Source organism: Blautia sp. OM06-15AC (genome assembly GCF_003481425.1).
GTDB classification, from domain to species: Bacteria; Bacillota; Clostridia; order Lachnospirales; family Lachnospiraceae; genus Fusicatenibacter; species Fusicatenibacter saccharivorans.
In genome coordinates this window covers 53,630-66,308 of the sequence record NZ_QULD01000001.1, presented here as the reverse complement: position 1 = coordinate 66,308, position 12,679 = coordinate 53,630, and the positions used below count along the sequence as shown (strand labels likewise).

General features: G+C 51.2%; 10 protein-coding genes. All 10 read right to left on the bottom strand.

Features of this window, described 5'->3' with window-relative positions:
* Positions 1–79 precede the first annotated feature (79 nt).
* The 10 genes from DXB83_RS00355 to rho all read right to left on the bottom strand — a co-directional run bounded on the left by DXB83_RS00355 (position 80) and on the right by rho (position 12,580).
* Entirely contained in the window at positions 80–2,491 is a 2,412-nt protein-coding gene (locus DXB83_RS00355) for a ribonucleoside triphosphate reductase (RefSeq protein WP_055227013.1), read from the bottom strand.
* A gap of 247 nt (positions 2,492–2,738) precedes the next feature.
* Positions 2,739–3,974: a GTPase HflX gene (hflX, locus tag DXB83_RS00350; RefSeq protein WP_055227015.1), complete on the bottom strand. Its 1,236-nt coding sequence runs from the start codon at positions 3,972–3,974 to the stop codon at positions 2,739–2,741.
* Between the two features lie 18 nt (positions 3,975–3,992).
* Positions 3,993–5,027 carry a tetratricopeptide repeat protein gene (locus tag DXB83_RS00345; RefSeq protein ID WP_055219726.1) on the bottom strand — a complete coding sequence of 345 codons (1,035 nt, stop codon included), beginning with the start codon at positions 5,025–5,027 and terminating at the stop codon, positions 3,993–3,995.
* Positions 5,024–6,370 carry a phosphoglucosamine mutase gene (glmM, locus tag DXB83_RS00340; protein ID WP_118697167.1) on the bottom strand — a complete coding sequence of 449 codons (1,347 nt, stop codon included), beginning with the start codon at positions 6,368–6,370 and terminating at the stop codon, positions 5,024–5,026. Before glmM ends, DXB83_RS00345 begins: the two co-directional genes overlap by 4 nt.
* 104 nt (positions 6,371–6,474) lie before the next feature.
* A complete protein-coding gene (locus DXB83_RS00335) occupies positions 6,475–7,395 on the bottom strand; it encodes a nucleotidyltransferase family protein (RefSeq protein ID WP_055219722.1) in 921 nt (306 codons plus the stop codon).
* A gap of 93 nt (positions 7,396–7,488) precedes the next feature.
* A complete protein-coding gene (gene prfA / locus DXB83_RS00330) occupies positions 7,489–8,565 on the bottom strand; it encodes a peptide chain release factor 1 (protein WP_022462136.1) in 1,077 nt (358 codons plus the stop codon).
* A 75-nt stretch (positions 8,566–8,640) separates the two neighbouring features.
* Positions 8,641–9,498 (bottom strand): peptide chain release factor N(5)-glutamine methyltransferase, encoded by an 858-nt coding sequence (gene prmC / locus DXB83_RS00325; RefSeq protein WP_022462137.1) that lies wholly within the window; start codon positions 9,496–9,498, stop codon positions 8,641–8,643.
* Positions 9,499–9,501: 3 nt separating this feature from the next.
* A complete protein-coding gene (locus DXB83_RS00320) occupies positions 9,502–10,485 on the bottom strand; it encodes a DUF1385 domain-containing protein (protein ID WP_118697166.1) in 984 nt (327 codons plus the stop codon).
* Between the two features lie 104 nt (positions 10,486–10,589).
* Positions 10,590–10,790, bottom strand: coding sequence for a 50S ribosomal protein L31 (gene rpmE, locus DXB83_RS00315; protein ID WP_022462139.1), 201 nt, complete (start codon positions 10,788–10,790; stop codon positions 10,590–10,592).
* Between the two features lie 131 nt (positions 10,791–10,921).
* Positions 10,922–12,580 carry a transcription termination factor Rho gene (gene rho / locus DXB83_RS00310; RefSeq protein WP_118697165.1) on the bottom strand — a complete coding sequence of 553 codons (1,659 nt, stop codon included), beginning with the start codon at positions 12,578–12,580 and terminating at the stop codon, positions 10,922–10,924.
* Between the last annotated feature and the right edge of the window lie 99 nt (positions 12,581–12,679).

Here is a 12,679-nt window from a genome sequence, read left to right as displayed (position 1 = left end):
CCGGGATGCCCGGGCGAGGGTATCACTTTTTCCTATTATAACTCTGTTTGTTCTTTCCTGCAACTATATGCGCACAGATTTAGGAGAGATATTCATCCACATATTTCTGGATATTGGAAGCATTCACAATCTTCTGCGCCTGGCCGTCCTCCACAACGAGAAGAGTCGGTGCCTGCATGATGCCGTACTGTGCGGCAAGATCCGGGTGACGCTCTGCGTCGATCACCTCATACTGCTCCTCGGCGAGCATTTCTTTTGCCATTTTGCAGTTCGGGCAGGTGCTTGTCGTGAACAGGTACATGCCGTCTTCCTCGATTTTATCTGCTGCTGCAGCGGCTTTCGGCTCTTCTTTTCCAGCGGCCTGCTCTGCCAGTTTCTCTGCTGCGCCGTACGATTTCATTTTCTGCTCCGGCGATTTGGAGTGGATGATATCATATACAGTTCTGTTCTTGTACTCCTGGCGTTTTCCGTCGTTCCAGTTCTTGACCGGACGGTAATATCCCGTGATACGGCTGTAAACCTCTGCCTCTTTTCCACAGATCGGACATGTAAAGTGCTCGCCGGCGAGATAGCCGTCGTTCGCACAAACAGAATACGTCGGGGACAGCGTGTAGTACGGCAGTTTGTAGTTCTCTGCAATCTTCCGCACAAGGGAAGCTGCTGCTTTCCAGTCCGGCAGTTTTTCGCCAAGGAACGCATGGAATACAGTTCCCGAGGTGTACAGCGTCTGCAGATCATCCTGAATATCAAGCGCAGAGAAAATATCCTCGGTATAGTCCACCGGCAGATGGGAGCTGTTGGTGTAGTACGGGGTATCTCCCTCATGGCCTGCGGTCTTGATATCCGGCCATTTTGCACGGTCGTGTTTTGCCAGACGGTATGCGGTCGACTCCGCCGGAGTTGCCTCAAGGTTGTACAGATCGCCGTACTCCTCCTGGTAATCAGAAAGACGCTCTCTCATATGGTTCAGAACTTCTTTCGTAAACTGCTGTGTCTTCGGATCCTCCAGACCCTTTCCGAGCCATGCGGCATTTAAGCCGGCCTCGTTCATACCGATCAGACCGATGGTTGAGAAGTGGTTCTCAAACGTTCCAAGGTACCGTTTCGTATATGGATACAGTCCCTCGTCCAGGAGGCGGGTAATGACCTCACGTTTCGTCTTTAACGAACGTGCGGCAATATCCATCATATGATCGAGACGGCGGTAGAACTCTTTCTCATCTTTGGACTGATATGCGATACGCGGCATATTGATGGTGACAACGCCGACCGATCCGGTGCTCTCGCCGGAACCGAAGAATCCGCCGGTTTTCTTTCGAAGCTCACGCAGATCCAGGCGGAGACGGCAGCACATGGAGCGCACGTCGCTTGGTTTCATATCGCTGTTGATGTAGTTGGAGAAGTACGGGGTACCGTATTTTGCAGTCATTTCGAACAGCAGACGGTTATTCTCCGTATCGGACCAGTCAAAATCGGATGTGATGGAGTAGGTCGGGATCGGGTACTGGAAGCCTCTTCCGTTGGCATCTCCCTCGATCATCGTCTCGATGAACGCTTTGTTGACCATATCCATCTCTTTTTTACAGTCTTTGTACTTGAAGTCCATCTCCTTACCGCCGACGATCGCCGGAAGCTCCGCGAGGTCATCCGGTACGGTCCAGTCGAGTGTGATGTTGGAGAACGGTGCCTGGCTTCCCCAGCGGCTCGGTGTGTTGACGCCGTAGATAAACGCCTCGATGCACTTCTTCACTTCGCCGTAGCTTAAGTTGTCCACTTTGACGAACGGCGCCAGATACGTATCAAATGAAGAAAATGCCTGCGCACCTGCCCACTCGTTCTGCATAATGCCGAGGAAGTTGACCATCTGGTTGCACAGAACCGAAAGATGTCTTGCCGGAGAAGAAGTAATCTTTCCGTTGATGCCGCCAAGTCCTTCTTTGATGAGCTGTTTTAACGACCATCCTGCACAGTAGCCGGTCAGCATCGACAGGTCGTGGATGTGAATATCCGCGTTGCGGTGTGCCTCGGCGATCTCGTCATCATAAATCTCTGATAACCAGTAGTTGGCTGTGATCGCGCCGGAATTGCTTAAGATCAGACCGCCGACAGAATACGTTACGGTCGAATTCTCTTTGACACGCCAGTCCTCTACTTTTACGTAGCTGTCCACGATCTCTTTGTAGTCTACGATCGTCGATTTCATGTTGCGGATTTTTTCCCTCTGCTTGCGGTACAGAATGTAAGCTTTTGCCACTTCTGCGTAGCCGCACTGGATCAGCACGTTCTCCACGCTGTCCTGAATTGCCTCCACTGAAATTTTTCCGTCTTTGATCTTGGACTGAAAGTCCGCTGTTACGCGCAGTGCCAGCATCTGAAGCATGTCATCGCTGAACTGCATATCTTTTGCGCCGAATGCTTTTCCAATCGCATCGGTAATCTTTTTCATCTGGAACTCTGCAATCGTTCCGTCTCTCTTTTCTACCTGAAACATGGAATCCCTCCTGTTAATTCAACCGTTTCTGCAAGGCCTTTTTAAGGTTCCACTCTTTGCAGTGTCTGAACCATATGATAGCAGAGCATGTTTCTCCCGTCAATAGTAAAAAGTACCATATCTAGTGTGAAATTTTCTAACATCACTAGATATGGTACTTTTACTTGTATTCTGTCCCTTCCATTTTTCGGCGCTGTACGGCGCTTAAAGGGATGTACTGCCGTTTTTAAGCCCGCTTGCCATACCTCTATACCCTCGGATAGATATCCTTCGGTACATAGGCTTTTACGCGGATGCCTTCCGGCAGATATTCTTCTTCGAGCAGAATTCCGTATCCGCGGATCAGTGAAATCGTTCCCGCCTTATCGTACGGATAGAGGCGCTCGATATAGATTTTTCCCTCCATCATCCACGAGGAGAGTAAATTTTTGAGGTCTTCGAGTCCCTGTCCTGTTTTGGCAGAGACCGCAAGGCTCGCGTCTGCCCGGAAATCTTTTACAACCATCGGGGCGAGAAGCTTATCCTGCTTGTTCAGCAGGGTGACGATCTTTTTGTCCTCAACTTTCAGTTCCCGCAGCGTATCGTACACGACCTGCATCTGCAGCTCCATCTGCGGATTTGACGTATCCACAACGTGGAGAATATAGTCGGCATACCGTGCTTCCTCCAGCGTACTGCGGAATGCATCGATCAGATGATGTGGCAGCTTATTGATAAATCCAACCGTATCGGTCAGCAGGATTTCCTGTCCATCCGGAAGGGTCAGTGACCGCGTCGTCGTATCCAGCGTGGAAAACAGCATTGCATCTGCCAGAATTTCCGATCCTGTCAGTGCATTTAAAAGACTGCTCTTTCCCGCTGACGTATAGCCTACGAGCGCCGCTACCGGGATTTTGGAACGTTTTCTGCCTTCACGAAGGAGCTCTCTGTGCTGGCGTACTTCCTCAAGCTCACGTTTTAACTGCGTAATACGCGTGCGGATCAGGCGCCGGTCGGTTTCCAGCTTTTTCTCTCCCGGTCCTCTCGTACCGATTCCGCCGCCGAGACGGGAAAGCGATGTGCCAAGGCCGGAAAGTCGGGACGCACGGTACTTTAACTGGGCCAGCTCAACCTGGATTTTACCCTCGCTGCTCACGGCGCGCGCCGCAAAGATATCCAGGATCAAAAGCGTACGGTCCATGATCTTGCATTCCAGTGCTTCCTCCAGCCCTTTTAACTGGATCGAGGAGAGCTCATCGTCGCAGATGATGCCCGTCGCATCGCAGGCGCGCACCAGAATTTTCAATTCCTCTAATTTTCCTTTTCCGATGTACGTTCCCGGATGAATGGCCTCCCGCACCTGCACCAGGCGGCCCTCCACCTTCGCACCGGCGGTGCTGGCCAGTTCCGCCAGCTCGTCGAGCGATTCTTCTGCGTTTGCGCCGCCGTTTTCCTGTACGCCGACCAGAATCACGCGCTCCTGTTCTTCTCTTAAATCAAACAATCCAACTTCCTCCGTCTGTTATCGGTTCTGGAGAAACGTATTTTCCCGCTGCGCCGCGGTGTTTTCCGGGTATGCTGCCAGAAAATCCGCCATCAGCGACTTCGCGGTATCAAAATCCGCCCGTTTTTCATAGGATACAATCTGGTTGAACAGCAGATTTTCCCGGTCGGAATCCTCTGCCGTTTTGAGTCCTTCCTCGATATACGAGAGTGCACTGTCCGTGTCGTTTTCCGCAAGTGCGCAGAGCGCCAGCCCGTTGTTTGCTGCCGCCGCAAAGCCATCTGTCGAAAGATACGAAGAAAACAGTGCTTTCGCCTCGTCGTTCTGACCATTGGAAAGGTAAACCTCGCCGAGCATTTCCATCGCCGCGCTGCTGCCGTCCTTCATTGCCTTCGAGAACGCTTTGACCGCCTCGTCCTGCTCCTCCAGATAGTAGTATGCGCAGCCGATGTTATAATAATCCTCGGTCGTTTTCGGCTCAATCTTCACTGCCGCTTCGAGGTAACGGTCTCCGTCCGCCTTCATGCTGCTCTCCTGATACAGCTCGTAAATGTCAAGGCAGAGCTGATAGCTCTCCTTCGTCTCCACTGCCGCATCAAAATCCACCTTCGCCTGCTCGTAATTCTTCTGCAGGAAGTACGCGCGTCCCCTAAGGAACAGCGCATCGGCATCGGCCTTTTCTTCCTGAATATTGGTGCAGATCTCAATGGCTCCATCCAGATCTCCGGCCTGTACGCAGGTTTCCGCCTCGTAATACATGACATCGCGCGAAAACTCCGCGTCTTTGTGCTTCATGCTCGAAAGACTGCTCTTGAAAGCCTCTTTTGCCTTGTCATACTCCTGGCTTTTCAGATAAGCGATGCCGAGCGACCGGTAGCTCTCCGCCAGTCGGTCGCCTGCCTTTACGGCTCCCTCCAGCATCGCAATCGACGTTACGTAGTCCTTCTGTTCGAGCGCCTCGATGCCCTTTTTATAAAGCTTTGAATTTTTATTTTCACAGCCGCCAAGCACCATTGCCGCCGCCAGAAAAAAGATTACCAGTCTTTTTTTCATTCTGTCACAAGTCCTTCTTTATGCATCACAGAAACAACCTGGTCTACGTATTTTGCACACGTTGCGTCGTCCGGTGCTTCCACCATGACACGGATCACCGGCTCGGTGCCGCTCTCTCTTACGAGGATGCGTCCGTCATCGCCCAGGGCCTCTGCTACGTCTTCTACTGCTTTCTGTACTGCCGGGTTGGCCTTTGCAGCTGCTTTGTTTGCCACGCGGACATTCTTTAAGAGCTGCGGGTAAATCACTACCTCGGCTGTCAGGGTGCTGAGCGGGAGTTTCTTATCTATCAGCACTTCCATCACCATCAGGGAGGTCAGGATTCCGTCACCGGTCGTCGCGTGCTTGCTGAAAATGATGTGGCCGGACTGCTCTCCGCCGAGAGAATAGCCGTTTGCCATCATGTTCTCGCACACGTATTTGTCGCCGACTGCCGTCTTCTCATACCGGATACCGGCGCGGTCACACGCTTTGTAAAGACCGAGGTTTGACATGATCGTGGTCACAATCGTATCTCCGTTTAACTGGCCTTTTTCTTTTAAGTATTTACCGCAGACATACATGATCAGGTCTCCGTCTACCACATTTCCCAGCTCATCGACAGCGATGCAGCGGTCTGCGTCTCCGTCGTAGGCAAATCCGACATCGAGGTGTTTCTCTCTTACATATTTCTGAAGCTCTTTGATGTGGGTGGAACCACAGCCGCAGTTGATGTTTGTTCCGTCCGGCTCGTTGTGGATCACATATGTCTTGGCGCCGATGGCATCAAACACGCTCTTGGCTACGGAAGAGGCACTTCCGTTGGAGCAGTCGAGTCCGACTCTCATGTTTTTAAAGGATTTTGTCGGAATCGAGATCAGGTGTCCAATGTAGCGGTTCCTTCCGGCTGCAAAATCCACGGTACGTCCGATGTCTTCTCTCGTTGCGAACGGGATCTTCGGTGTTCCGTCGTCGATGTAGGCTTCGATCTGCGCTTCGATGTCGGCTTCCAGTTTCTGTCCCAGGCCGTTGATGACTTTGATTCCGTTGTCATAGAACGGGTTGTGGCTGGCGGAGATCATAATTCCGCAGTCAAAGTTTTCGGTACGGACAACATAGGAAACGCTCGGGGTGGTCGTTACATGCAACAGATAAGCGTCTGCTCCCGATGCGGTCAGTCCTGCTACCAGCGAATATTCGAACATGTAGCTGGAGCGTCTGGTGTCTTTTCCAATGACGATCTGTGCTTTGTGGTCTTTTCCGAAATACCATCCGAGGAATCTTCCCACTTTATATGCATGCTCAACCGTCAGATCAATGTTTGCTTCCCCGCGAAATCCATCTGTTCCAAAATATTTACCCATGGTATGCTCCTTTCCCCTTTCGGGCAGAAAGCGTGTCTGAAATTTTTTGCAATCATTCAAACACGCTTTTTCTGGTTATTCACTCAAATAACAAAATATCGTAATTAGTCGTACAGCTTCTCGCTGTATACGCCGTCCGCAATCAGTTTGCGGAATGCTTCTGTTACGGAAGCTTTGTCTTCCTGATACGTTACGCCGAACCACTCTGCGTCGGTCGGAAGAACTTTTACTTCTGCTTTTCCTGCGTGCAGCAGCTCGTCGATGTAGATCGGAAGGAGGTACTCGCCTTTTACATCTCCCTCTTTCTGTGCAGAAAGGAATTCAACAAAGCCTTTCTCCAGAAGATCAATGAACTCCGGCTGCAGTCCCCACATGTTCATGGAAACAAGGGAGTTTTTGTCGATCGGATCAACCGTTCCGTCTTCTTTTTCAACGCCTGCGCCCTCTGCGGTCTTTACGATGTTTTTCGTCTCGTTGACACCGGTCAGATTTCCGTTTTCATCAACGACGCAGACACCTCTTGTAACACCGCCGTTGTCACTTAAGGTGTTTCCAAGCACGAATCCTGCCATGGAGATCGGCATAACCTCATCCACATCATGCTCCTGTACGAGGTAGTCGTGCAGTTTTACGAACGGATCTTTTCCGTAATAGTCATCAGCATTGATAACAGCAAACGGCTCTTTTACAAGACCTTTGCAGGCAAGAACGGCCTGGCCGGTTCCCCACGGTTTGGTACGGCCTTCCGGTTTTGCAAAGCCTGCCGGCAGATCATCGAGCTCCTGGAATGCATATTCCACCTCTGTGATTTTGCTGATGCGGTTGCCGATGACTTCCTTGAAATCTTTCTCCAGATCCTTGCGGATGATGAATACTACTTTGTTGAAGCCGGCTTCCAGTGCATCGTGGATGGAATAATCCATGATGATCTCCCCGTTTGGTCCTACTGGCTCAAGCTGCTTGATTCCCTTTCCAAATCTGCTGCCGATTCCGGCTGCCATGATCACAAGTGCTGTTTTCTTCATAGCGTTTTCCCTTTCTCTTTTCCCCTTTTTTTCTCCTGTTTATTCTATCAACAATCGATCCTGTAGACCAATCGTGATTCGCAGCGTTTATTATTATGCTTCTTCCTGCATGCTGCTCAGCTTTGCGGCCTGATCGGCTGCAATCAGACTGTCGATGATTTCATCCAGATCGCCGTTCATAATGGCGTCCAGTTTGTATAAGGTCAGTTTGATTCTGTGATCCGTCACACGTCCCTGCGGGAAGTTGTACGTACGGATCTTCTCGGAGCGGTCTCCCGTTCCGACCTGGCTCTTTCGAAGCTCGGCCATCTCATCGTGCTGTTTCTGCTGCTCTAAGTCGTACAGACGGGCACGCAGAATCTTCAGTGCCTTGTCCTTATTCTTTAACTGTGATTTCTCATCCTGGCAGGAAATGACGATGCCGCTCGGGAAGTGGGTCAGACGGACTGCTGAGTCGGTCGTATTGACACACTGGCCGCCGTTTCCGGAAGCACGGAATACATCGAATTTGTAATCTTTCGGGTCGATCTGTACTTCGACGTCGTCCACCTCCGGCATGATCGCTACGGTCATGGTTGAGGTATGGATTCTTCCGCCGGACTCGGTTTCCGGCACACGCTGTACGCGGTGCGTGCCGCTCTCGTACTTCATCCGGGAGTACGCGCCTGCTCCGTTGATCAGAAGTGTTGCGTCTTTAAAGCCGCCGATTCCGTTTTCATCGGCGCTGGTCAGCTCTGTTTTCCAGCCGCGGCTCTCTGCGTATTTGATGTACATACGGCAGATTTCTGCGGTAAAGAGTGCCGCCTCGTCTCCGCCGGCACCTGCGCGGAACTCTACGATAACGTTCTTGTCATCGTTCGGGTCTTTCGGCAGAAGCAGGACTTTGAGCTCCTGCTCCAGCTCCTCTACGCGTTTTTTCGCATCGGAGAGTTCTTCTTTCAGCATTTCGCGCATCTCTTCGTCGGATTCCTCCTCGAGAAGCATCAGGCTCTCTTCGATGGTCTGTTTCTGTGTTTTATAGTCCTTATATGCGTCTGCGATCGGCTGGAGTTCTGCCTGCTCCTTCATCAGCTTCTGGAACTTCGCCGCATCGGCAGCGACGTCCGGCTCGCTTAACTGATTCAGTACCTCCTCGAGACGCATGAGGATATCATCAAGTTTATCAAACATAAAATGACTGCTCCTTTTTGCTGTTTTCGTCTGTTTATGATGTCATTATGGTGTCAAAATTAAAATTCATTTCTGTCAGGGTTTTTTGTGCCAGATACCGGTCACCACGCGGTCCAGGCCTGCCAGATCTTTCAGAACCTGTACATCGGCAAAGCCGTGGGTTTCCATCAGCTCCCGCACTTCATCTCCCTGATCGTATCCAATTTCAAAACAGAGCTTTCCGCCCTCTTTTAAATAGCTTCCTGCCTGCTCTGTAATCTTCCGGTAAAAGACAAGACCGTCCGCACTGCCGTCGAGTGCCATCCGCGGCTCATGGTCGCGCACCTCCGGCATCAGGGTTTCAATCACATCCGTGCGGATATACGGCGGATTGCTTGCGATCACATCGAAGGTTCCCTCGATGTTTTCAAATAAGTTGCTCTTTACGAACGATGCCCGTCCGCCCGCCTGTGCGCCGTTCTTTTCCGCAACCTGTAAGGCTTTCTCGGAGAGATCCGCGCCGATTCCCGTGCAGTCCTCTCTCGTCACAAGAAGTGATATGAGGATGCATCCCGAACCGGTGCAGAGATCGAGAATCCGTGCATCTTTTGGAAGGCCGCGGAGCGCTTCCTCCACAAGAATCTCGGTGTCCTGCCGCGGAATCAGTACATGCTCATTCACAAAAAACGGGATTCCGTAGAACCACGCCTCTCCGGTCAGCTGCTGCAGCGGAATGTGTTCGCCGCGCTTTCTGACCAGCGCTTCGTACTGCTCCTGCTGTTCTTTTGGCATTTCATCTTCACTGTGTACAAAGTAGGTGCTGTGGCTGATCCCGCAGACATGCTCCAGTAAAAGCCATGCGTCCTGCCGGGCTTCCTCCACCCCCTGCTTTTGTAAGTACAGAATAGCGGATTCCAGTGCAGATTTCAAGTTTTTTCTATCGTGCACACTCATCGGTCACGGCTCCTCATGTTCTTTCTTTTCGGTTTTGGCCGGGTACGTATAACCAAAGTTTTCGTTCAGGTACGCTCTCCAGTCAAACACAGCCTCCACAGCGGCGATCGCAACCTCTGCCATCTCGGCATCCGGCTCACGCGTCGTCAGGTGCTGCAGCATCAGGCCAGGTTTACTGATCAGGTTGACCAGTTTATTGTCACTTTTTCCCGCCAGGCGGATAATTTCATACGAAACGCCCGCGATCACCGGAATGAGAAGCAGGCGGATCACAATTTTCAGCACCGGGGAATTGACCCGGATGAACATGAAAAAGATGATGCTGATGACGATGACGTACATAAGAAAGCTCGTTCCGCAGCGCTTGTGCTCCCGGGAACTCTTTAAGACGTTTTCCACGTTCAGTTCCAGACCGTGCTCAACACAGTTGATGCATTTATGCTCGGCGCCGTGGTACATGAACACGCGCTGAATGTCTTCCATACGGGAAATGGCTGCCAGATAGCCTAGGAACAGTGCCACACGCACAAAGGCCTCTGCCACCGCGGTCAGTGTCGTTCCGGCTCCCGCTTTGTGCAGCAGTTCGGACAGGAAGTACGGCACCATCAGAAAGAGAACGACGGCGATGACAACGGAAAATGTGACGGTTCCGTACATCATCAGCCTGTCTGTCTTTTCTTTTTTCGCTTTCTGCTGCTCCTCTTCCTCTTTCGTCGCCGGCTTTTTCTTTTCCTCCTCCTCGTCCTCATAGAACGAAGCGGAGTACATAAGGGAACTCATGCCAACGATCATCGAATCGGCAAAGCTGAAGACGCCGCGCAGAATCGGAACTTTTAAAAGCCCCTTGTGCTTTGTCAGCGGCCTGTGCTGCTCTACTTTAACCTCAATCTCCCCGTCCGGCCGGCGTACTGCGACGGAATAGTGATCCTTGTTCATCATCATGACGCCTTCCATCACGGCCTGGCCGCCAATATTGGATGATTTCATAATTTACGTTTACCTCCTCAAAGGGGATTTTCTGCATCCGTAACGCAAGAACGGACTGAGATCTTCCAACCTCAGCCCGTTTTTCATCTTGCTTGATTCAATTCTTATTTCATGCCGTATTTCTTGTTGAACTTCTCGATACGTCCACGAGCTGCAGCAGCTTTCTGCTGGCCAGTGTAGAACGGATGGCATTTAGAACAGATCTCAACGTGGATCTCTTTCTTGGTAGAACCTGTTACGAAAGTATTTCCGCAGTTGCAGGTAACAGTTGCCTGATGGTATTCTGGATGGATTCCTTCTCTCATTTTATTCACCTCTTCTTAATATTGTTATCTTCTCAGATTTACTCTGATGATTTCGTATTTCAGGCTGACAAAATCTCATCAACCTTGCACAGCTTTCTCATTGTATCACACAATTTTGAAAATTGCAAGCCTTATACTATTTTTTGTTTTTTTAAAATTTGAATCAGTTCGCCGTTGTTTCTGGTGCGGGCAAACATATTCAGAATATTTTCCACGGCTTCCTCGGATTTCATGCCGTTTAATGCCTTCCGCATATTGTAAACGGCCTCCTGCTCATCCGGTGTCAGAAGCAGATCTTCTCTTCTTGTTCCCGATTTGGCTATGTCGATGGCCGGGAATACGCGGCGTTCCTGCAGTTTCCGGTCGAGCACGAGTTCCATGTTTCCGGTGCCTTTGAATTCCTCGTAAACGACATCGTCCATCTTGCTTCCGGTGTCCACAAGCGCCGTTGCAAGAATCGTCAGGCTTCCGCCCTCGCGCATGTTTCTGGCCGCGCCGAAGAACCGTTTCGGCATGTAGAGTGCTGCCGGATCGAGACCGCCGGAAAGGGTACGGCCGCTCGGCGGAACGGTCAGGTTGTAAGCTCTGGCGAGACGTGTGATGCTGTCGATGAAGATCGTAACGTCTTTTTTACTCTCCACAAGACGTTTCGCGCGCTCAATGACCATCTCGGACACGCGTTTGTGGTGCTCCGGCTGCTCATCGAAGGTGGAATAGATGACTTCCACATTCGATCCCTGAATCGCTTCTTTAATGTCGGTGACCTCCTCCGGACGCTCGTCGATCAGAAGGATGATCAGATACATCTCCGGGTTGTTCCGCAGGATGGATTTTGCCGCATCCTTCAAAAGCGTCGTTTTTCCGGCTTTCGGCGGGGAGACGATCATGCCTCGCTGGCCTTTTCCGATCGGACTTACAAGATCCACGATCCGCATCGCCATGCTTCCGCCCGGGCGCTCAAGGCGCAGCCGCTCATCCGGGAAGACCGGTGTCATATCTTCGAAATTGCCGCGGCGCATGATCTGGTCGAGCGGCAGATTGTTGACGCTCTTTAAGTATAAAAGGGCGCTGAATTTTTCGGTTGCGGACTTTACTCTCGTGTTTCCGCGGATGATATCTCCCGTTTTCAGTCCGAAACGGCGGATTTGGGACGGAGAAACGTAGACATCGCTGTCGCCCGGCATATAGTTGTCGGAGCGGATAAATCCAAATCCGTCCGGCATGACCTCGAGGATGCCGCAGGCCTCCTGGCCGCTGTCGAGCGTGCTGGTTTCCTGACGCGGTTCCTGTCTCGTCTCTGGTCTTGCTTCCTGACGCAGCGGCTCCTGTCTCATTTCCTGCCCTGCTTCCTGACGCGGCTCCTGTCTTTGCTCTTCCTCACGGTTATTCTGATTATAATTCCGTGGTTCCTGAAATCTACGCTCATTGAAACGCGGCGCTCTTGGACGGTACTCCTGGCGCTCTCCGTTTTCACTGCGCTCTTCCCGGCGGACATACCGCGGTCTCTGGTACGGGCGCGCGGTGCCGTTTTCCGAGGTTTCCCAATTCTGGCGCTCCATACCGTCCTCCCGCTTTTCCTGCGGTTCCTGATTCTGTACAGTTTCCGTCTTTTTTTCCTCTTTTAGAACCGCCGGCTCTTCCATGTTTTTCTGGTTTTCTTTCTGATCTTCTTCCAGCATCCGCTCAATCAGCGCTTCTTTCCGCAGGGTGGAAATCCCCTTCATGTTTCTGGATTTTGCCAGCGCTTTCAGCATGCTCAAAGGCAATGACTCATACTTTTCTCTTGTCATACCATTTTTCCTCTATCTATTCTCTATTTGATTTTCGGTTCTGTTTGGAGTTTTTAAGATATTTGATGCGCGAATATTTTTGCTGCAATTATTTAGAAT